This window comes from Streptomyces noursei (assembly GCF_016917755.1).
Classification (GTDB): Bacteria; Actinomycetota; Actinomycetes; order Streptomycetales; family Streptomycetaceae; genus Streptomyces; species Streptomyces yunnanensis.
Map to the genome: position 1 here is coordinate 240,018 of NZ_CP070326.1, position 18,361 is coordinate 258,378.

An 18,361-nucleotide genomic window follows, 5' to 3' on the forward strand; every position below is an offset into this window, starting at 1 on the left:
CTGGTCCGGCCAGCGGCCGCGAACCGACCGCCGAGCGGCGGCCGCTGCTTACTGCTCGGCCACGGGCCGCCGGGCCCGCACCGGGCGAACCGCCCGTATCGGCTGCTCCGCGGTGGCGGCCTCCACCGCCTCGTCCGCGGCACCGGTCACCCCGCCTCCGGACGGCGCCGACGCCACCAGGGCCGCCTCCTCCAGCAGCCCCCGCACATGCGGTCCCGCCGCCCGGTAGTAGATCCGTGTCCCCTCACGGCGGGACACCACCAGCCCCGCCGCCCTCAGCTTGGCAAGGTGCTGGGAGATGGCGGCCACATGGGCGCCCGCCATCTCCGCCAGGCTCCCCACCGGAAACTCCTGTCGGCTCAACGCCCACAACAGCCGGTAGCGCGTCGGATCCGCCACCGCCTTGAGAACCGCGATCGCCCGCTCCGCACCGGCTGAATCCCACGCCCCGACTTGCGCATCCATGCAAACACCCTAACCCGGTCCGCGGCCGCCGGGCAGGCCAACGGCGCCCTTGATCCCTCGCCCTCGCTACGGCAGACCACACCACCCCCGTCAACGTGGTGTCACGGCCTGCTCATCGCTCTCCGGTGCCCGGACCCGGACCAGTCGACAAATCGGCAGACGGCTCGGTGTTCACACGAAAGACATGCGGCGGAACGCTCCACACACGTCTTCGTGTCACACATCAGGGTTGCAGGGTTGCGCAGTTGGGCAAGTGTCTCCCACGTTGGCCCATAGCTCGTATCAAGGAGGTCATAGGTGACGGGGGGCGGGATGCCGTCGACAGGCAGCACCAATCTGCACGTCGGAGCGGCCGTGGCAGAGATCGAGGGCTTGTACACCGCGCTGCGCAGCGCGCGCAACGAGCGTCATCGGGAACGCATCCTGGCAGACCTTGCCCAGGCCGGTCGGCGCCTCACCGCTCTCACACAACCACCGCAGGGCACCCGGGGAAGCGTCCGGCCGCGTTCGCGCTGGGAGCGCCGGCGCCTTCTGGCGGCGCGCGGCGCCGACCTGGTGGCGGCGTTCGCCACGGGCGACGGCTGGAGGCACCTGGCCCGCTCCAAGGGCAGGGCGTAGCGGCGAGGTTCCGCTCCGACGGGGAGGCGTTGTCGGTGCCCGAAGCAGCGCGTACGGGCGTGCAGTCAGTGGTGGTTGTCGAGCAGACGCCCCTCCCCTGCCGGAGCCTGAGGCGGTGTCGACTGCCGCCCGGACAGCCCGCGGTGGGCATAGGTGGGCATAGGTGGGCATAGGCGAACGGAGCTGGGTGTCCGTCATACGCGTTCCCGCCGGGGCTCGGTGGTGAGGGGGCGCAGCCGGTGGGCGTCGTCGAACAGGGCGTGTTCGGCCAGGCGGCCGGCGGTGAGCGAGGCGAGGGCGGCTGCGGCGAGCAGCATGTACATCACGACGATCTGGTAGCGGATGGCGGTGAACGGGTCCACGCCGGCGAGGATGAGGCCGGTCATCGCGCCGGGCAGGCTGATCAGGCCGACGGTCTTGGTGGAGTCGACGGCCGGGATCAGCGCGGTGCGCAGGGTGGTGCGCAGGTAGGGCGCGAAGGCGTCGGTGGCCGGCAGTCCGAGGGAGAGGCGGGCCTCGATGGCGGGCCGCGCGGTGCGGGCTTCGTCCCGCAGGCGAATCAGGACCAGGGCGGTGGCCTGCATGGCGCCGGAGACGACCATGCCCCCGACGGGGATCACCACCCGGGCCTGGGCGGCGATCACGCCGAGGGCGAGCAGGGCGCCGAGCGTCGCGGCGGCCCCGGCGGCGATCGCGGCGGTGGCGATGGGCAGCGCGCGGGGCAGACCCCGGGCGCGGCGGGCGGCGACCTGGCCGGCGACGAGCACCATCAGGGCGAGCCAGCCGCTCGCCCCGACCAGGCCGGTGTGCTGGAAGACCAGCAGCAACACTGCTCCCACGGCGGCCAGTTGGACGCCGGCGCGGGTCGCGGCGATGGCGATGTCACGGGCCAGGCGCAGCCGACCGTGCCAGGCCACCGCCACGGCCAGCAGGACCAGTGCGGCCGAAGCGGCGACTCCGGCCCAGGTGGGGACGGCGGGGTTCATGACTCCTCCTTGAGGTAGTCGATGTCCGCGGCGGCTCCGTGGGCCACCGGTCTCCCGGCCCGCAGCACCAGGACCTCGTCGGCGATCCGGCGGGCCTGGGCGATGTTGTGGCTGGCCAGGATGACGGTCAGCCCTGCGGCCACCAGGCGGCGCACCGTTTGCTCGACGGCTTTGGCGCTGGCCGCGTCCAGCGCGGAGGTGGGTTCGTCCAGCAGCAGCACCTCGGGGCCGACCGCGAGCGCCCGGGCCAGGCAGAGGCGTTGGGCCTCGCCGCCGGACAGCCCGGCCGTCTGGCGGGTGAGCATGGCGGCGGGCAGGCCGACCTGCTCCAGCAGCGTCCGCGCCTGGCCTTCGGCCAGGTCGGGGCGGCCCACGCGCAGTTCGTCCGGGACATGGTCAGTGAGCAGGACCGGCTGCTGTCCGACCAGCCCGACCCGGCGCCGCAGGGCGAGGACGTCGCCGTCGGCGAGGGGGCGGCCGTGGAGGCGCACCTGGCCGGCGGTGGGTTCCTCCAGCCGGTTGAGCAGCCGCAGCAGGGTGGACTTGCCCGCCCCGGACGGTCCCATCAGCGCGGTGCACACCCCCGCGGAGAGCCGGCAGGTCACCTCGTCCAGCAGCACCGCACGACCACGCCGCACGGTCACCTGATCCAGCGCGAACAGCTCGTCTGGGGCCATCGTCTGCCTTCCTCCTCCACCTGGTGGATCCGACGGCGGATCGAGGCATCCTTCCTGCCCGGCCTTCGATGAAAACCCAGACCGGCGGTCCGGGTGATGTTGCTGATCGGGATTCCGCCTGCCGGACCTGCGACGGTTCTCCTCCCGGCCGGCCGCTGCCGGCTGGAGCGGCGCGGGCGGTTGGCCTGTGGCGGGATGACACAGGCCCTGGGTCAGCGCGTCTGGATTGCCGCGGCCAGGGCGTCGAGGCCGTCCCGGTAGATGCCTGCGAAGAGGGCTTCGGCCTCCTCGTCGCTGACGCCCTCGGGGACGAAGCGTCCGCTCCACTGGACCTCGGCGGCCTCCGGCCTGCCGGGCAGGGCGTGGACGCGGAGAGTGGAGAGGTAGCCGGTGACGGGGAACGGGGCCTGCAGGATGGCGTAACTGTAGGAGCGCTCCTGCAGGTTGTACGCCGTCAGCTGCTCGATGATGACCTCGCCGTCGGCGTTGGTCAGCCGGCGCGCCCGGCCGCCCTGCTCGGAGAGGCTCTCCGGGATGTAGGGCAGCCAGTCGGGCAGGGAGTGGAAGCCGCCGATCAGGTTCCAGACCACCTCGGGGGAGGCATGGACGACGCGGCTCACGGAAGTGGATGCCATGGTGGGGTCCTTCGTGCGCGGGGTTGGGGTGTTGCGGGGGGCCGGGCCGGTCAGGCGCCGGCCGGGAGCGGGGCGGCCGGGTCGAGCAGGCCGGTCTCCCGCAGGTCGTGCCAGAAGGCGGCGGGGATCTCCTCGCGCAGGGCGCCGAGGTCCTCGGCGATGCGGGAGGGGCGGGTGGCGCCGGGGATCGCGGCGGCGGTGGCCGGGTGGGCGAGGACGAACTGCAGCGCGGCCGCCTTGACGGACACGCCGTGCCGCTCGGCCAGTTCCCGGATGCGCCGGACGGTCTCCAGGATGTGGGCCGGGGCTTCCTGGTACTCGAAGTGGGTACCGCCGGCCAGGACCCCGGAGCTGTAGGGACCGCCGACGACCATGTCGACGCCCTGCTCCTGTGCCGCGGGCAGCAGCCGCTGCAGCGCCTGACGGTGGTCCAGCAGGGTGTAGCGGCCGGCCAGGAGGAATCCGTCGGGGCGCGGCTCGTCCAGGGCGAGGGTGAGCTCGACGGGCTCCACACGGTTGACGCCCAGGCCCCATGCCTTGATCACGCCCTGGTCGCGCAGGTCGTCCAGGACCCGGAAGGCGCCGGTGCGGGCGGTCTCGAACTGGGCGAGCCAGCGGTCGCCGTGGAAGTCCTGGGCGATGTCGTGCACCCAGACGATGTCCAGCCGGTCGGTGTTCAGCCGCTTGAGGCTGTCCTCGACGGAGCGCTTGGTGGCGTCGGCGCTGTAGTCGTCGGTCATCTTGTTGGGTCGGCCGTGCTCGAAGAGGCCGCCCTTCTCGCCCAGGTCGCGGGTGGCGGGATCCTCGACCTCGTCGTGGATGACCCGGCCGACCTTCGTGGACAGGACGAAGGAGTCCCGCGGCTGTTGGGACAGCAACTCGCCGAGTCGCATCTCGGCCAGGCCCGCGCCGTAGAACGGGGCGGTGTCGTAGTAGCGGATGCCCTGGTCCCAGGCGGCCTGCAGGGTGGCCTGCGCCTCGTCCTCGGGGATGGCGCGGAACATGTTGCCCATGGGGGCGGTGCCGAAGCCCAGCGAACCGGGCAGCAGGTGGATGAGGCTCATCAGGGGTTCCCTTTGTGTGTGGGTGGTGGCCGCCCGGCGCCTCCCCCCACGCGCCCTTTCGCAGCCTTACTTGCAAACGAAGGTACTTGCATACGCTGATTGATGCAAGCGCGCACTAAGGGTGCACGGAAGCAGTGCCGAGCGTGCTCCCAGGCCGGCGCGAACTGCGCAAACGCCCTGTGGCCGGGCCGTCCGCCGTGGAGGGCGGCCCGGCCACAGGGTGGGAAGCCGGGGCCCGGCTCAGGGCAGGATGGAGTCGACGTAGCCGCCGTCGACGCGCACGGCGCCGCCGGTGGTCGCGGAGGCGTGGGGCGAGGCGAGGTAGACGACCAGGTTGGCGATCTCCTCGGGCTCGATGAGGCGCTGCAGCAGGGACTGTGGGCGGTACTTGACCATGAACTCGTGCTGCGCCTCGTCCCAGGGCAGCTCGTCGCCGACGAGCTCGCGGACGAACCCTTCGACGCCGCCGGTGTGGGTCGGTCCGGCGATGACGGAGTTGACGGTGACCCCGGTGCCGGCGGCGTCCTTGGCGAACCCGCGGCTGACCGCGAGCAGCGAGGTCTTCGTCATGCCGTAATGGATCATCTCGGCGGGGATGACCACGGCCGAGTCGCTGGCGAGGTTGAGGACGCGCCCCCAGCCCCGTTCCTTCATGCCGGGCAGATAGGCGCGGATGAGGCGGACGGCGGAGAGGACGTTGACCTCGAAGTAGCGGCGCCACTCGGCGTCGTCGATTTCCAGCGGTGGGGCGGAGCCGAAGATCCCGAGGTTGTTGACGAGGATGTCGACCGTCGGCACGGCCTCCAGTACGGCAGCGGTGCCCCGCTCCGTCGCCAGGTCGCCCACGGCGCCGATGACGTTGTCACTGCCGGAGTCGGCACTTACGGTGCGGACGGCGCCCGCGACGCGCTCCTCGCCGCGGCCGTTGACGGCGACGTGGGCACCCGCGCGGGCCAGGCCGGTGGCGATGGCGTGGCCGATGCCCTGGGTGGAGCCGGTGACCAGAGCGGTACGGCCGGAGAGATCGATCTGCATGAAGCGTTCCCCTCTTCGAGGCTAGGGAGCTGCTGCGAAGGCGTGCGCGCCCCGGAGCGCCCATCCTGTGTGGACGGGCGCTCCGGGACCGTTCGGTGTCAGTTGAGGGTGTCGGGGTCCGGGCCGGTGCGCAGCCCCCGGTCGAGGCCCGCGAGGGCGGCCAGGTCGGCGTCGATGAGCGCGAAGCCGAAGACGTCGAGGTTCTGCCGGATGCGCTCGGGGGTGACGGACTTGGGGATCACGATGTTGCCGGTCTGCAGGTGCCAGCGCAGGACGACCTGCGCCGGGGTTACGCCGTGCGCTGCGGCGATTCGCACGATCGCCTCGTCCCCGAGGACCGCGCCCTGCGCCAGGGGACTCCACGCCTCTGTGGCGATGCCGTGCTCGGCGTGGAAGGCGCGCAGCGCGGTCTGCTGGAGGCCGGGGTGCAGCTCCACCTGGTTGACCGCCGGGGTGATGCCGGTGTGCTCCAGGAGCCGCTGCAGGTGCGGGATCTGGAAGTTCGAGACGCCGATGGCGCGGGCACGCCCGTCGGCCAGGATCTTCTCCAGCGCCCGGTAGGTCTCCACGTACAGGTCGCGGGCCGGGGTGGGCCAATGGATGAGGTACAGGTCGACGTGGTCGAGGCCGAGCTTTTCCAGCGAGGCGTCGAAAGCGGCCAGGGTCTGGTCGTGGCCCTGATCTGCGTTCCACAGCTTGGTCGTGACGAACAGTTCCTCGCGGGGCAGGCCGGAGGCGGCGAAGGCCTTGCCGACACCGCGCTCGTTGCCGTAGATCGCGGCGGTGTCGATGCTGCGGTAGCCGGCCTCCAGGGCGCCGGCGACCGCGGCGGTGGTCTCCTCGTCGGGTACCTGGAAGACGCCGAAGCCCAGCTGCGGCATGGTCACGCCGTTGTTGAGCGTCACGTTCGGTACGGAAGTCATCGGGGGCCTTTCTTCGGTGCTGTTGTGCCAGGGGACGGGGTGGGTCACAGGGCCCGGAGGGCGGTCCGGGCGAAGCCGTGGTCCTGCTCGGGGGCGCCACCGCCGAGGCCGAGGGCGCCGACGAGCTGCCCGTCGCGGTGGATCGGGACGCCGCCGGCGATGAACAGCAGGGGCTTGTCCAGCGCGGTGGGCAGGGAGTGGAAGGGCCCGTCCGGCTTGACCAGGTCGACCAGGTCGGCCGTCGGCGCGTTCAACTGCAGGGCGGTGTACGCCTTGGCCGTGCTGGTTTCGCCGGAGATCAGCACGGCGCGCTCGTCACGACGGAAGGCCAGCAGGTTTCCGCCGGCGTCGAGGACGGTGATGCTGACGGGGACTCCCGCCTCCTCGGCGGCGCGGCGGGCGGCCAGGACGAGGGTGTCGGCGTCGGTGGCAGTCAGCGGGGCCACGGTGGTGGTGCTCATGGGAACTTCCTTGCATCGATGGGGAGGGGACTCGCGGCCGGTGTGGCGCGGGTACGGGGGATCAGGAGCGGACGGCTCCGACCGCGACGGGAGCGGAGCCGTGGTCGGCGGCCGTGGTGGTGCGGGGGCGCCGCAGTTCGAGCCGGTGCGAGAGGACGGCCAGCACCAGAGCGGCGGCGGCCAGGACGGCCCCGACGGCGTTGGGCGCGGCATAGCCGAGGCCGGCGGAGATCACCAGGCCGCCGAGCCAGGCAGACAGGGCGTTGCCCAGGTTGAAGGCGCCGATGTTGGCCGCCGAGGCCAGCGTCGGCGCGCCGTGGGCCTGGTCCAGGACGCGCTTCTGCAGCGGCGGGACGGTGGCGAAACCGAGCGCGCCGATGAGGAAGACGGCGACCACGGACGCGGGCTTGCCGGAGGCCAGGAAGGTGAACAGCAGCAGGACCAGCGCCAGGCCGCCCAGGGCGGTGTAGAGCATGGGCATGAGCTTGCGGTCCGCGAAACGGCCGCCGATGAGGTTGCCGGCCACCATGCCCAGCCCGAAGACCACCATCAGCCAGGTGACGGAGGATTCCGCGAAGCCGCCGACCTCGGTCATCATCGGCGCGATGTAGGTGATCGCGGCGAACACGCCTCCGAAGCCGAGCACCGTCATCGCCATGGCCAAGATGACCTGGGTGTTCTTGAAGGCGGCGGCCTCGTGCCGCAGTTGCACACCCGCCGGCTTGGGCACGTCGGGTACGAGCTTGGCGACGCCGGCCAGGCCGAGTACGCCGAGGGCGGCGACGATCAGGAAGGTCACCCGCCAGCCGGCGCTCTGGCCCACGTACGTGCCCAGGGGCACGCCGACGACGTTGGCCACGGTCAGGCCGGTGAACATCATCGAGATGGCGCCGGCCTTCTTCTCCGGCGCCACCAGTTCGGCGGCGACGACGGAGCCGATGCCGAAGAAGGCACCGTGGGCCAGCGAGGCCACCACGCGGCCGATCAGCATGACGGCGAAGACCGGGGCGACGGCGGAGATGAGGTTGCCGAGGATGAACAGGCCCATGAGCAGCATGAGCATGTTCTTGCGGGAGATCCTGGTACCGAGGACGGTCATGATCGGTGCGCCGATCATGACGCCGAGGGCGTAGCCGGTGACCAGGAAGCCGGCCGTCGGTACGGACACTCCGAGGTCCGCTCCGACCTGGGGCAGCAACCCCATGATCACGAATTCCGTGGTGCCGATTCCGAAGGCCCCGATGGCCAGGGCCAGCAGTGCGAGCGGCATGACGAGGGTCCTTTGACGTGCCGAGAAAAAGATGCGCAAGCGCCTTACAAGCTCCAACAATAGTTGCGTACGCCGACTAATGGCAAACGCGGGTATAGTGGAGTGTGTGATAGGGGCAGGTCTCCTGCCGGTGCCTCCGCTTGCACGACCCGACCCAGGGAGCCGCTCATGACCGCCACCGACCCGGCGATGACCGCACTGGCGCACAGCTGGTCGGCGCTCTCACTGCTGCACGGACGCATCGAGGCCAGCGTCGAACGCGCGCTGCAGACCGAGCACCGGCTGAGCGCACGCGAGTACTCGCTGCTGGACGTGCTCAGCCGCCAGCACGACGGCGAGGGCGGACACCTGCAGATGCGCCAGGTCGCCGACTCCGTCGTCCTGAGCCAGAGCGCCACCACACGACTGGTGACCCGGCTGGAGGACCGCGGGCTGCTCTCGCGCTACCTGTGCCCCACCGACCGTCGCGGCATCTACACCGACGTCACCGACGACGGTCTGCGCCTGCTGGAGGAGGCCCGCCCCACCCACAACACCGCCCTGCGCAAGGCCCTGGACCAGGCAGCCACCGAGCCCGTGCTCGCGCCCCTGGTCCGCGCCGTCCACCAACTGCAGGGCGACATCCCGCCGGCATGACACCCCGCCGCGGGTGAAGCGTGGACGCCTCGGCGGCACCCCCACCCCGTCGAGCGCCCGGCGCCCTTCCTCCTGCCTCTCCCTACCGGAGGGCGACGGTGCCGACTCCGTGCCGGACGACACCCTCCCGCTTCGAGAGGGGTGCGAGAGCCCGACGACAGACCACGGGCCGGTTGATGAACGCGCCGCCGTTGTGCCGCATCAGGTCGCACAACCCCTCGTCGAAGCCCTCGAACCTGCCGAGCGGATGGGCGCGCACGGCCTCGGTGTCGGCCAGGTCGACGCCCTGGCGCCAGTCGAGCGGGCCGCGGAAGCCGATGCGATCGAAGGGTCCGGCGGCACGCAGGCCCACCAGGCCGGTGTCGTCACGGATGTCGAGGGTGCCCCCCTGCGAGCGGGAGTCGGGGTTGGCCTCGCGCTCGAAGACGGCGACGGGAATGCCGCGCTGCTGCAGCGTGCGGGCGCAGACGAAGCCGCCGAGGCCCGCCCCGACGATCGCGATGCGGCGGGTGGTGGAGGACATGGTGGCCCTCCGACCGGAGAAGGGGTGGGTGGGGGCAGCGGCGGACGGTAGCGCGTCCAGGCCGACGGCGAGCAGCTCGTGCCCTGAGCCGCGCGAAGGTCCGGCTTGGCCCCGTCGCACTCGGGGAGGCTCCTGCGACCAGGGGCAGGCGGGCGCCCTCGCGGTCGCCTCGCGCCGGGGCGACTTCCGCAAGGCAGCAGCGCCTTCACGCGGGCGGTGTCACCGACCGGAGTCCTTCCGAGGCGGTCCCGGAAGGGCTTTGTGTGCTGCCGCTGGTTCATAGGTGGCGAGGTCAGCCACGGGGCTGGCGCCGGGGCCACCCATCTTCCCTTCGCCGATCGCCGCAACAGACACGGCTGTTGCGATGGGAGTTACCGGTGTGTCCCGTAGCGAAGGCCGTCGAGGAGCGGGTCGAGGAGGCGGCCGGCTCGTTCACGTTGGGCGGGAGCGCCGGTGACCAGTGCGACGCCAGAGAGCCGGGACCGCGTGATCACCGTCACCAGCGTGGGCGGCGGCGTGGGTCAGCCCTTCAACGAGGCGTACTGCGCGGCCAAGTTCGCCGTCGAGGGCTTCATGGAGTCCCTTGCCCCTGTCGCCGCCACCGTCGGCGTCGACGTCGCCGTGGTCGAACCGGGCGCGGTGGCCAGTGAGTTCGTCGCCAACCTCGGCCTGGACGTCGACGCCCTGCTCACCGCGGCCGGGCCCTACGCCCCGGCTCTCCAGGCATACATCGCCCGTACCCAGCAGTCCTTCGGCAACGCCCAGACACCGGCCGAGGCCGCCGCCCCGATCGTCGAGGCCCTGACCGGCGACCGCCCGGCCTTCCGGATCCAGACCTCCGCATGGGCCCGCGAGTTCGTCGGCGGCAAGCTCGCCGACCGCGACGGCTCGGCCGTTCAGGCCCTCACCGGCGCCTGGGTTCGCTGACCAGCTCCGCACGGTCTCGACCACCCGGCGTCCGGCGGGGTCGAGACCGTGTGGTTCCCCGGCATGGCGTTCGAGCCTCGGAGGAGGTGCGGGACCGGTGAAGTCTCGCTCAGGTGCCGCTCGCCGGCGGGGGTTCGGCGAACGCACCGGCGCCTGCGGCGAGGGCGGCGGTTCTGGCTGCCTGGCAGGGCAGTTGCGGGTCGAGGGGGGTACGCAGCAGCACCAGGTGGTGGTACAGCGGCGCGGTGGCGGCGATGAGCAGCCGCCGAGCGTCGGTGTGCGGCGGGAGTTCGCCGCGCCGGACGGCCCTGTCGACGACGATCTCGCAGCGCGCGTACCGGTCCTCCCAGAGCCGCTGTTGGGCGTGGGCGGCCTTCTCGGAGCGGAACGAGGCGGCGATCAGTGCGGTCACGATCGGCGGTTGGGCGGTCAGGGCTGTCTGGATCTCCTGGTTCAGTGCGGTCAGGTCGGCTTCCAACGAGCCGGCGTCCGGTGGTTGCCAGTCATCGTCGCTCGCCGCGTCGAGGACGTCGGCGAGCAGGCCGCCGACGTCGCCCCAGCGCCGGTACACCGTGGTGCGGTGCACACCGGCGCGGGCGGCGACGGTGTCGGTGGTGAGCCCGTCGTAGCCGTGTTCGCCGAGCTCGGCGAGGACCGCGTCGAGCACCTGTCGACGGATGCGGGCGGTGCGGCCGCCCGGGCGGCGCCGGGTCGGCGGGCCGGCGACTTCTGGTTCTGGGTCGGTGGGGGGCATCGCTGAATAGTCCGTTGCTCGGAGGGACAACGTTATGGCAGCATCTTAAAGCAGCAGTTGTCGCACTAGTGGAGTGATCGATGTTCTTCCAAAGCATTCACCCGGCCATGCGGCCCAGGACGGCCGCCTCGTTCTCGAATGCTCTGGAGTCCCCGTATGCCTACACAGATCAGTGCGCTCGGCGTCAGCAAGTCCTTCGGCGGCAAGCCCGTCCTTGACTCGGTGACCTGCTCGCTCGCCGCGGGCGAGCGCACCGGGATCATCGGCGAGAACGGATCCGGCAAGACCACCTTGCTGCGCCTGCTCGCCGGTCGTGAACGCCCCGATCAGGGCGAGGTCGTCGTCCAGGCCACCGGCGGCGTGGGCTATCTCTCCCAGGACGAGCGGATGGCGCCGCAGGCGACCGTCCAGCAGGTCATCGACCGGGCCCTGAGCGATCTACGCACCGTCGAGCAGCGCATGCGCCGCCTGGAGGCCGCGATGGCCGACGGCGACGCGTCGGGCTTGGCCGAGTACGGCGAGCTGATGACGGTCTTCGAGTTGCGCGGCGGCTACGACGCCGACGCCCGCGTGGAACGCGCTCTGCACGGTCTCGGTCTGGGCCTGGTGGGCCGTGACCGTGCCGTGGGCAGCCTGTCCGGCGGAGAGCGGGTCAGACTGCGACTGGCGGCCGTCCTGGCGGCCGCGCCGGAGGTGCTGCTGCTCGACGAGCCGACCAACCATCTCGACGACGGCGCCCTGCACTGGCTGGAGGAACACCTGCGCACCCGACGGGGTACCACGGTGGCGGTCTCCCACGACCGGGTCTTCCTCGAACGGGTCGCCACCAGCCTGCTGGAGGTGGACGCCGATCGGCGCCGCGTCGTGCGGTACGGCAACGGCTACACCGGCTACCTCGCCGAGAAGGCCGCTGCCCGGCAGCGCTGGGCCCAGGCACACGACCGGTGGCGGGCCGACATCGACCGGCTCCGCGAGGCCGCCGCGACCACCGCCCGCCAGGTGGCCCCGGGCCGTCCGATGAAGGACGGCAACAAGTTGGCCTACGACCGGGCGGGCGGCCGGGTGCAGCAGTCGCTGGCCAGCCGGGTCCGCAACGCCGAGGAACGGCTGCGCCGCCTCCTCGCCGACCCGGTCCCGACCCCGCCGGAGCCGCTGCGCTTCACCCCCGTACTGCGGGCCCGTGGTCTGCAGGGCGTCGTGCTCGACGCCGCCGGCATCGCCGTCACGGACCGGCTCGCCCGCACGAGTCTGACGGTCACGGCTGGCCAGCGCCTGCTGATCACGGGGCCGAACGGCGCGGGCAAGAGCACCCTGCTCCGCGTCCTGGCCGGGGACGTCACCCCCGACAGCGGCAGCGTCACCTGCCGCGGCAGGGTCGGCCATCTCCCTCAGGAGCCGCGCCCCGGGAAAGCGGACGAGACCGTGCTGGCCGCCTTCGCCCGTGGACGGGCGGGGGAGGCCGACGGACACGCCGAACGGCTGCTGTCCCTCGGCCTGTTCGACCGCGACCAGCTCACGGTGCCGGTCGGCCGGCTGTCCACCGGGCAGCTGCAGCGCCTCGCCCTGGCACGATTGCTCAGCGAGCCGTCCGACGTCCTGTTGCTCGACGAACCCACCAACCATCTCTCGCCTGCCCTCGTCGAGGAGTTGGAAACCGCTCTGGCCCGGTACGACGGCGCCCTCGTCATCGTCAGCCACGATCGCCGGCTGCGGCGGCGCTGGCGGGGCGCCCACCTGGCCGTGCAGGCGACTGCCACAGCTGCCACCACGTGCTGAGGGCCCTCCGGCCCCGCAGACATCCCTTCGGAGAGGAAACACTTCGTGACGCCGCCTGTTCCCGCCGACCCGACCGTGGTGCACCCGATGCCCGAACAGCCGCGGGTGGTGCTGCTCAAGCCGCTGATCACCTCGCCGCTGATCGAGGTGGGAGAGTTCTCCTACTACGACGACCCCGACGACCCGACCGCGTTCGAAACCCGCAACGTGCTGTACCACTACGGCCCGGAAAAGCTGGTCATCGGGAAGTTCTGCGCGCTGGGCGAGGGCGTGCGGTTCATCATGAACGGCGCCAACCACCGCATGGACGGCCCCTCGACGTTCCCCTTCCCCATCATGGGCGGGTCCTGGTCCGAGCACTTCGACCTCATCAGCAGCCTGACCGGACGGGGCGACACCGTGGTGGGCCATGACGTCTGGTTCGGATACCGGTCCATGGTGATGCCCGGCGTCCGCATCGGCCACGGAGCGATCATCGCCGCCGGCTCCGTCGTCGTCGACGACGTCCCCGACTACGGCATCGTCGGCGGCAACCCCGCCCGCCTCATCCGCCGCCGCTACAGCGACGCCGACATCAACCGCCTGCTCGCACTGGCCTGGTGGGACTGGCCGCTCCAGCAGATCACCGAACACCTCCGCACGATCATGTCCGGCAGCATCGACGACCTGGAGAACGCCGCGGCCGGGCAGACCCCGCCCCGCACCACGACGGACCGGTGAACGGCCCCTCACCGGCGTACCCACCCCCTTCCCACACCGAGAGTCGAGCCACCAACATGCCTGCCGCCCCCCACCACACCCCCTTCGCCGACTGGCTGCGCACCCACGCCCATCCGCTCACCCACCTCGACCCCGAGGCGCCGCTCGACGACCTGGAGCCGCTGCGCGCCGTCATCGGCGACGCCCGGGTCGTCGCGATCGGCGAAAGCTCCCACTTCATCAACGAGTTCGCCCTCATGCGCGAACGCATCCTGCGCTTCCTGGTCGAACGCTGCGGCTTCACCGCCCTCGCCTTCGAATACGGCTTCAGCGAAGGCATCCCCCTCGATGCCTGGGTCCAGGGCGAGGGAACGGACGATGACCTGTCGGCCCACCTCGCCGCGGCGATCCCCGTGGGGGCCGAGGAGCCGCTGCACTGGCTACGCCGGCACAACCGCACGGCCTCACGGCCGGTGCGCTTCGCCGGCGTCGACATCCCCGCGGCCGGCGGGTCCCTGCTTCCCGCCCTGGCCCCGGTCGCCGACTACCTGCGCCGGATCGATCCCGAGACCCTGCCGGCAATTCAGGAGGCGATGCGGATCTCCGGATCGTTCGCCGGCGGCTCCGGGGCCGTCGCCGCGCCCGCCTGGGCACGCCTGGCCACCGCCGAACAGGACGCGCTCAGCGCGATCCTGACACGCCTGCTCATCCGTTTCCGCTCCGTCGAACCGCTGTATGTCTCCCGCAGCGACCAGCAGAGCTACGACATCGCCGTGCGACGCCTCGAAGGCGCCTGCCATGGCGACTACACCTTCCGCGCCATGGCCGACCTCTTCGCCGGAAAGGGGCTGACCGCCGACACCTCGGCCCGCGATGCCTACATGGCGGAGTCGGTCCTGTGGCACCTGGAGCGCTTCGCACCCGGGACCCGCGTCGTGCTGGCCGCGCACAACGCCCACATCCAGAAGACACCGGTCTCCTTCGACGGCCACCTGACGGGACTCCCCATGGGGCAGCACCTGCACCGTGCGCTCGGCGACGGCTACGTCGCCCTCGGACTGACGAGCACCACCGGACACACCGCGGACATGCCCCGCGACGAGAACACCCGCTTCGGCTTCACCGTCGCCGCCACCCCGCTGGAGCCGGCCGAGCCGGGAAGCGTCGAAGCCGCCTTCGCCGACGCCGAGCTCGGGCTCAGCATCGCCGATCTCCACCAGGCACGCCCGGAGACCCGTGGAAACGCCGACGTCGCCCCGGGCCCCGACCGCATCCGGATCCAGAGCGCCTACCTCCACACCCCCGTCCTCGACGCGTTCGACGCCATCCTCCACACCCCGACCTCCACCGTCGCCGACAACCTCGACGTCCTCGACTACCTGTGAGACAGGACGCGGGCCGAGGCCGTACGTCCGCGCACACCCGGCTCCGGATTCGGCACCGCTGAGCACGACTGAGCACGACAGCGATTGCCTCTAGGGGGAGATAAGCCGCATTCAGCCGCTTTCCCCCCTCGGGGATCGCCGCGCGTCGCCGTCAACGCTCGACCGGCCGCCGTTCCCTCAGCGGCGCGGCGACGGGCGCAGCGGGCTCCGCGCGCGTCCCCGGCGACTTCATGGCCAGTACGAGGACGGTGCTGATCAGATGCAGGACGGCGTAGATCCACATGACTCCCCCGATACCGATCGAGCCGATGAAGAGCGTGCCGATGAGTGGACCCAGGGCCATGCTGGCGCCGGCGCCCAGCGTGTAGGCCGACATGATCTGGCCCTTGCGCTCCGGATCCTGCGAGGTCATGAGCGGGGGCAGGGGGACGTAGCCGGCCATGCCGACGCCCAGTGCACCCGCGGCGACGGCGACCAGCGGGTAGTCGTGGCCCGCGGCCTGGGGTACGTAGTACAGCGCCAGGCAGGCGAGGGCCGAGACCGCGCCGCCGAGCCAGGCGACGGTCTTGCGCCGACTCCACCTGTCACCGAGCGCACCGAAGAGCACCACGCAGGCCAGGTTGCTGACCATCATCACGATCAGCAGTGACGCCCACTCCTGTGCGCTGAAGCCGATCCGGTCGACCAGGAAGAGCGGGATGAAGACCCAGACGCCGAACTGCGAGGTGGTGTTGATGAGCCGGACCAGGGCTCCCATGCCGACGCTGGGCTTGGTGAACATCACGGTGAAGCAGCCCAGGAAGGTGCGCGACAGTCCGTGTCGCTCCGGCTGCCTGGACAGGCCCTGGAAACCGGTGCGTTCGCGCAGCAGGAGCAGCACGACCAGGGCGCCCGCGACGATCATGGCGAGGGACACCCACAGGGTGTGGTAGAAGCCGATCGTGGGCTTGAGGAGCGAGACCAGCGCGGAGCCGAGGACCGGGTAGCCCATGGTGAAGCAGAACCAGAACCAGCCGAGCGCCTTGCCGAGTTGTCGCTCCGGCGCACCCGCCATGATCCAGACCATGAACCCGTAGGCGAACAGCGGATAACCGAAGCCGCGCAGACCGTAGGTGAAGAGGATCAGCCAGTAGGAGTGGGCGGGCACGGCGACCGCGAGCATCAGGGTGTGGCAGACGGCCCAGCAGGCGGCGCCGGCCATCATCACCCGGCGGGGCCCCCACAGGTCGCAGAGCCCGCCCGCCAGGAACGCGCCCACCGCCGCGGTGACTCCGTACACCGTGAAGATGATGCCGACGCTCGCCTCCGCGAAGCCGAGGTCGGTCTTGAAGAAGGTCGGCAGATAACTGGTCTCCACGCCGTCGCCGACCATGAAGAGCAGCACGCCGACATAGCCCCAGATCAGGGCCCGGGGGATGCCGAGGACGGCGGGACGGGGCAGCGACGGTTCGCGCTGTTGGGGTGGGTGGAGCACGGGAGACCTCCTGATGGGCCGGGCATGCGCCCGTGGACGGCCATCAGACTGAACAACCTCTCAGAAAATTTCAAGAGCTTCACATAAAGTGTGTGATGTCTTAGAGTGCGAGCGCGGCGGACACGACCGCCGAGGAAGGAACGGGATGCCCACCATGCGACCGAGTCGCGGCTCCGAGGCCGAGGTAGAGGAGCGCCGGCAGACGGTGCTGCGCCATGTCGCCGAGGAAGGCGAGATCCGCATCGCCGATCTCGCCGAGCGGATGCGCGTCAGCGTGATGACCATGCACCGCGATCTCGACAACCTCCACGAGCGGCAGTTGCTGCGCAAGGGCCGCGGCGTGGCGACGGCCTTCTCCAACGTCGCCATGGAAAGCGCGCTGCGCTTTCGCGAGCACGCCAACGTCGAGATCAAGTCCGCCATCGCCGACGCCCTCGCGGAGGAGGTCTCCCCCGGCGACACGGTGTTGATCGACTGCGGCTCGACCCTCTTCCCGCTCGCCCGCCGGCTCGCCACCGTCCAGGGCATCCGCGTGATCACCAACTCGTTGCGGATCGCCTACCTGCTGTCGGCCGCACCGGCCGAGGTGACGCTCCTCGGCGACCGCTACTACGAGGACTTCGAGTCCTGCGCCGGCCCGCAGGCCCGCCGCCAGCTCCACGACATCCGCGCCTCCATCGCGTTCGTGACCGCGACCTCGATCCGGGACGGCCGGCTCTTCCACCCGGTCCGCGAGTACGCGGAGACCAAGCAGGCGTATCTGCAGGCCGCCGACCGCTCCGTACTGGCCGTCGACCACAGCAAGTTCGGCCGCACCGCGACCTACCCGTACGGCGACGTCGGCGGCTACGACCTGCTGGTCACCGACGCCGACACCCCGGAGAGCGAACTCCGGCCCGTCCGGGACCTCGGCGTGCGGGTCCGCACCGTCGATCCCCGCGGCTGAGCCGAGCCGTCCGAGCCGGAGCCGGGCTCCGGCGTTCCCCGAGCACATCCCCTCCCCGAGAAAGGCCCCGCCCCATGCGTGCTGTCGTCGTCCACACTCCCGGGCACTACGAGGTCACCACCGTCGCCGATCCCACCCCGGGCCCGGGCGAGGTCGTCATAGCCCCCGCCGCCGTCGGCATCTGCGGCACCGACGCACACATCGTCGACGGGGAATTCGCCCCCACCCCCTACCCGATCGTCCCCGGCCACGAATTCACCGGCGAGGTCGTCGCGCTGGGCACCGGCGTCGCCGGCCTGCGCACCGGCGAACAGGTCGCCGTCGACCCCTCCCTGTTCTGCGGCGCCTGCCACTTCTGCGCCATCGGTCGCGGCAACCTCTGCGAGAACTGGGGCGCCATCGGGGACACCGTGGACGGCGCCATGGCCGAGTACGTCAAAGTTCCGGCCGCCAACTGCTACCGCCTGCCCGAAGGCATCGAGGTCTCCCAGGGCACGCTCATCGAACCGCTGTCCTGCGCGGTGCGCGGCTTCGACGTACTGCCCCGCCGCCTGGGCGACCACTACCTCATCTACGGCGCCGGCACCATGGGCCTGATGATGCTTCAGCTCGCCCGAACCGCCGGCGCGGCATCCCTGTCGGTCGTCGACCTCAACACCGACCGCCTGCGGGTCGCCGAACAACTCGGCGCGGACGCCACGGCGGTCAGCGCCGCACAGCTGGACCGCCCGCAAGGATGGGAGACCGTCATCGACTGCACCGGCGCCATCCCCGTCATCGAGGACGGCCTCACCCGGGTCCGCCGCGGTGGCACCTTCCAACAGTTCGGCGTCGCACCGTCCGCAGCCACAGCTTCCTTCTCCCCGTTCAAGGTCTACAACGACGAGATCACCATCGTCGGCTCGATGGCCGTCCTGCACAGCTTCGGACGGGCCGTCGACCTCATGGCGAAGGGCGTCATCGACGCCGACACCATGATCACCCACCGCTACGCCCTGGACGACTTCGGCACCGCCCTCCAGACCTTCCGCCAGGGCACCGGCCGCAAGATCCAAATCTGCCCGCAAGCCTGACCCTCACCGTCCCGACTCATTGCACGGAAGCGCC

19 protein-coding genes and 1 pseudogene are annotated in these 18,361 nt (G+C 71.3%); 8 read left to right on the forward strand and 12 right to left on the reverse strand.

What is annotated here, in order from left to right; all coding sequences use genetic code 11:
• Positions 1 to 48 precede the first annotated feature (48 nt).
• Complete coding sequence (locus JNO44_RS00770; protein ID WP_205360427.1) at positions 49 to 465, reverse strand: ArsR/SmtB family transcription factor; 417 nt, start codon at positions 463 to 465, stop codon at positions 49 to 51.
• Positions 466 to 819: 354 nt separating this feature from the next.
• Between JNO44_RS00770 and JNO44_RS00775 the strand changes: the two genes are divergently transcribed.
• Complete coding sequence (locus JNO44_RS00775; RefSeq protein ID WP_240167351.1) at positions 820 to 1,083, forward strand: hypothetical protein; 264 nt, start codon at positions 820 to 822, stop codon at positions 1,081 to 1,083.
• Positions 1,084 to 1,277: 194 nt separating this feature from the next.
• Here JNO44_RS00775 and JNO44_RS00780 read toward each other — a convergent pair whose 3' ends face one another.
• The 8 genes from JNO44_RS00780 to JNO44_RS00815 form a co-directional block, all read right to left on the reverse strand.
• Positions 1,278 to 2,069: an ABC transporter permease gene (locus JNO44_RS00780; RefSeq protein ID WP_205360429.1), complete on the reverse strand. Its 792-nt coding sequence runs from the start codon at positions 2,067 to 2,069 to the stop codon at positions 1,278 to 1,280.
• The gene (locus JNO44_RS00785; protein WP_205360438.1) at positions 2,066 to 2,746 is read right to left on the reverse strand and encodes an ABC transporter ATP-binding protein; all 681 of its coding nucleotides are present in this window, start codon (positions 2,744 to 2,746) and stop codon (positions 2,066 to 2,068) included. The genes JNO44_RS00780 and JNO44_RS00785 overlap by 4 nt, the downstream gene beginning before the upstream one ends.
• 212 nt (positions 2,747 to 2,958) lie before the next feature.
• Entirely contained in the window at positions 2,959 to 3,381 is a 423-nt protein-coding gene (locus JNO44_RS00790; protein ID WP_205360440.1) for an SRPBCC family protein, read from the reverse strand.
• Between the two features lie 50 nt (positions 3,382 to 3,431).
• Positions 3,432 to 4,445 (reverse strand): aldo/keto reductase, encoded by a 1,014-nt coding sequence (locus tag JNO44_RS00795; RefSeq protein ID WP_205360442.1) that lies wholly within the window; start codon positions 4,443 to 4,445, stop codon positions 3,432 to 3,434.
• 240 nt (positions 4,446 to 4,685) lie between these two features.
• The gene (locus JNO44_RS00800; RefSeq protein WP_205360443.1) at positions 4,686 to 5,480 is read right to left on the reverse strand and encodes an SDR family NAD(P)-dependent oxidoreductase; all 795 of its coding nucleotides are present in this window, start codon (positions 5,478 to 5,480) and stop codon (positions 4,686 to 4,688) included.
• Positions 5,481 to 5,578: 98 nt separating this feature from the next.
• A complete protein-coding gene (locus tag JNO44_RS00805) occupies positions 5,579 to 6,403 on the reverse strand; it encodes an aldo/keto reductase (protein ID WP_205360444.1) in 825 nt (274 codons plus the stop codon).
• Positions 6,404 to 6,447: 44 nt separating this feature from the next.
• Positions 6,448 to 6,864, reverse strand: a complete 417-nt coding sequence (locus tag JNO44_RS00810) for a GlcG/HbpS family heme-binding protein (protein WP_073447090.1) — start codon at positions 6,862 to 6,864, stop codon at positions 6,448 to 6,450.
• Between the two features lie 61 nt (positions 6,865 to 6,925).
• Positions 6,926 to 8,134, reverse strand: a complete 1,209-nt coding sequence (locus JNO44_RS00815) for an MFS transporter (protein WP_205360445.1) — start codon at positions 8,132 to 8,134, stop codon at positions 6,926 to 6,928.
• A 168-nt stretch (positions 8,135 to 8,302) separates the two neighbouring features.
• Between JNO44_RS00815 and JNO44_RS00820 the strand changes: the two genes are divergently transcribed.
• Positions 8,303 to 8,770 (forward strand): MarR family winged helix-turn-helix transcriptional regulator, encoded by a 468-nt coding sequence (locus JNO44_RS00820; protein ID WP_205360446.1) that lies wholly within the window; start codon positions 8,303 to 8,305, stop codon positions 8,768 to 8,770.
• A gap of 82 nt (positions 8,771 to 8,852) precedes the next feature.
• Here JNO44_RS00820 and JNO44_RS00825 read toward each other — a convergent pair whose 3' ends face one another.
• The gene (locus JNO44_RS00825) at positions 8,853 to 9,293 is read right to left on the reverse strand and encodes an FAD-dependent oxidoreductase (RefSeq protein WP_205360447.1); all 441 of its coding nucleotides are present in this window, start codon (positions 9,291 to 9,293) and stop codon (positions 8,853 to 8,855) included.
• A gap of 474 nt (positions 9,294 to 9,767) precedes the next feature.
• Between JNO44_RS00825 and JNO44_RS00830 the strand changes: the two are divergent.
• A pseudogene (locus JNO44_RS00830) lies at positions 9,768 to 10,220 on the forward strand (SDR family NAD(P)-dependent oxidoreductase); the annotation flags it as partial.
• 109 nt (positions 10,221 to 10,329) lie between these two features.
• On the opposite strand, the gene JNO44_RS00835 reads toward JNO44_RS00830, so the two are convergent.
• Complete coding sequence (locus tag JNO44_RS00835) at positions 10,330 to 10,974, reverse strand: TetR/AcrR family transcriptional regulator (RefSeq protein ID WP_205360448.1); 645 nt, start codon at positions 10,972 to 10,974, stop codon at positions 10,330 to 10,332.
• Between the two features lie 156 nt (positions 10,975 to 11,130).
• Here JNO44_RS00835 and abc-f point away from each other — a divergent pair, with 156 nt between their 5' ends.
• From abc-f to JNO44_RS00850, 3 genes are all read left to right on the forward strand, one after another.
• Positions 11,131 to 12,750 carry a ribosomal protection-like ABC-F family protein gene (gene abc-f / locus JNO44_RS00840; RefSeq protein WP_205360449.1) on the forward strand — a complete coding sequence of 540 codons (1,620 nt, stop codon included), beginning with the start codon at positions 11,131 to 11,133 and terminating at the stop codon, positions 12,748 to 12,750.
• An 87-nt stretch (positions 12,751 to 12,837) separates the two neighbouring features.
• Complete coding sequence (locus JNO44_RS00845) at positions 12,838 to 13,470, forward strand: CatB-related O-acetyltransferase (RefSeq protein ID WP_205369311.1); 633 nt, start codon at positions 12,838 to 12,840, stop codon at positions 13,468 to 13,470.
• A 56-nt stretch (positions 13,471 to 13,526) separates the two neighbouring features.
• Positions 13,527 to 14,834 carry an erythromycin esterase family protein gene (locus JNO44_RS00850; protein ID WP_205360451.1) on the forward strand — a complete coding sequence of 436 codons (1,308 nt, stop codon included), beginning with the start codon at positions 13,527 to 13,529 and terminating at the stop codon, positions 14,832 to 14,834.
• 151 nt (positions 14,835 to 14,985) lie between these two features.
• Here the strand turns inward: JNO44_RS00850 and JNO44_RS00855 are convergent, their stop codons facing one another.
• Positions 14,986 to 16,308: an MFS transporter gene (locus tag JNO44_RS00855; protein WP_205360453.1), complete on the reverse strand. Its 1,323-nt coding sequence runs from the start codon at positions 16,306 to 16,308 to the stop codon at positions 14,986 to 14,988.
• Between the two features lie 145 nt (positions 16,309 to 16,453).
• Between JNO44_RS00855 and JNO44_RS00860 the strand changes: the two genes are divergently transcribed.
• Both JNO44_RS00860 and JNO44_RS00865 read left to right on the forward strand, forming a co-directional pair.
• On the forward strand, positions 16,454 to 17,254 hold the full coding sequence (locus tag JNO44_RS00860) for a DeoR/GlpR family DNA-binding transcription regulator (RefSeq protein ID WP_235091900.1): 801 nt from the start codon (positions 16,454 to 16,456) through the stop codon (positions 17,252 to 17,254).
• Positions 17,255 to 17,328: 74 nt separating this feature from the next.
• Complete coding sequence (locus JNO44_RS00865) at positions 17,329 to 18,327, forward strand: zinc-dependent alcohol dehydrogenase family protein (RefSeq protein WP_205360455.1); 999 nt, start codon at positions 17,329 to 17,331, stop codon at positions 18,325 to 18,327.
• The last annotated feature ends 34 nt before the right edge of the window (positions 18,328 to 18,361 follow it).

What these genes read in the sequence shown, in the direction of transcription:
- JNO44_RS00770 (WP_205360427.1), bottom strand. Translation starts at nt 465, where the DNA reads ATGGATGCGCAAGTCGGGGCGTGGGATTCAGCCGGTGCGGAGCGGGCG.
- JNO44_RS00780 (WP_205360429.1), bottom strand. Translation starts at nt 2,069, where the DNA reads ATGAACCCCGCCGTCCCCACCTGGGCCGGAGTCGCCGCTTCGGCCGCA.
- JNO44_RS00785 (WP_205360438.1), bottom strand. Translation starts at nt 2,746, where the DNA reads ATGGCCCCAGACGAGCTGTTCGCGCTGGATCAGGTGACCGTGCGGCGT.
- JNO44_RS00790 (WP_205360440.1), bottom strand. Translation starts at nt 3,381, where the DNA reads ATGGCATCCACTTCCGTGAGCCGCGTCGTCCATGCCTCCCCCGAGGTG.
- JNO44_RS00795 (WP_205360442.1), bottom strand. Translation starts at nt 4,445, where the DNA reads ATGAGCCTCATCCACCTGCTGCCCGGTTCGCTGGGCTTCGGCACCGCC.
- JNO44_RS00800 (WP_205360443.1), bottom strand. Translation starts at nt 5,480, where the DNA reads ATGCAGATCGATCTCTCCGGCCGTACCGCTCTGGTCACCGGCTCCACC.
- JNO44_RS00805 (WP_205360444.1), bottom strand. Translation starts at nt 6,403, where the DNA reads ATGACTTCCGTACCGAACGTGACGCTCAACAACGGCGTGACCATGCCG.
- JNO44_RS00810 (WP_073447090.1), bottom strand. Translation starts at nt 6,864, where the DNA reads ATGAGCACCACCACCGTGGCCCCGCTGACTGCCACCGACGCCGACACC.
- JNO44_RS00815 (WP_205360445.1), bottom strand. Translation starts at nt 8,134, where the DNA reads ATGCCGCTCGCACTGCTGGCCCTGGCCATCGGGGCCTTCGGAATCGGC.
- JNO44_RS00820 (WP_205360446.1), top strand. Translation starts at nt 8,303, where the DNA reads ATGACCGCCACCGACCCGGCGATGACCGCACTGGCGCACAGCTGGTCG.
- JNO44_RS00825 (WP_205360447.1), bottom strand. Translation starts at nt 9,293, where the DNA reads ATGTCCTCCACCACCCGCCGCATCGCGATCGTCGGGGCGGGCCTCGGC.
- JNO44_RS00835 (WP_205360448.1), bottom strand. Translation starts at nt 10,974, where the DNA reads ATGCCCCCCACCGACCCAGAACCAGAAGTCGCCGGCCCGCCGACCCGG.
- abc-f (WP_205360449.1), top strand. Translation starts at nt 11,131, where the DNA reads ATGCCTACACAGATCAGTGCGCTCGGCGTCAGCAAGTCCTTCGGCGGC.
- JNO44_RS00845 (WP_205369311.1), top strand. Translation starts at nt 12,838, where the DNA reads ATGCCCGAACAGCCGCGGGTGGTGCTGCTCAAGCCGCTGATCACCTCG.
- JNO44_RS00850 (WP_205360451.1), top strand. Translation starts at nt 13,527, where the DNA reads ATGCCTGCCGCCCCCCACCACACCCCCTTCGCCGACTGGCTGCGCACC.
- JNO44_RS00860 (WP_235091900.1), top strand. Translation starts at nt 16,454, where the DNA reads ATGCCCACCATGCGACCGAGTCGCGGCTCCGAGGCCGAGGTAGAGGAG.
- JNO44_RS00865 (WP_205360455.1), top strand. Translation starts at nt 17,329, where the DNA reads ATGCGTGCTGTCGTCGTCCACACTCCCGGGCACTACGAGGTCACCACC.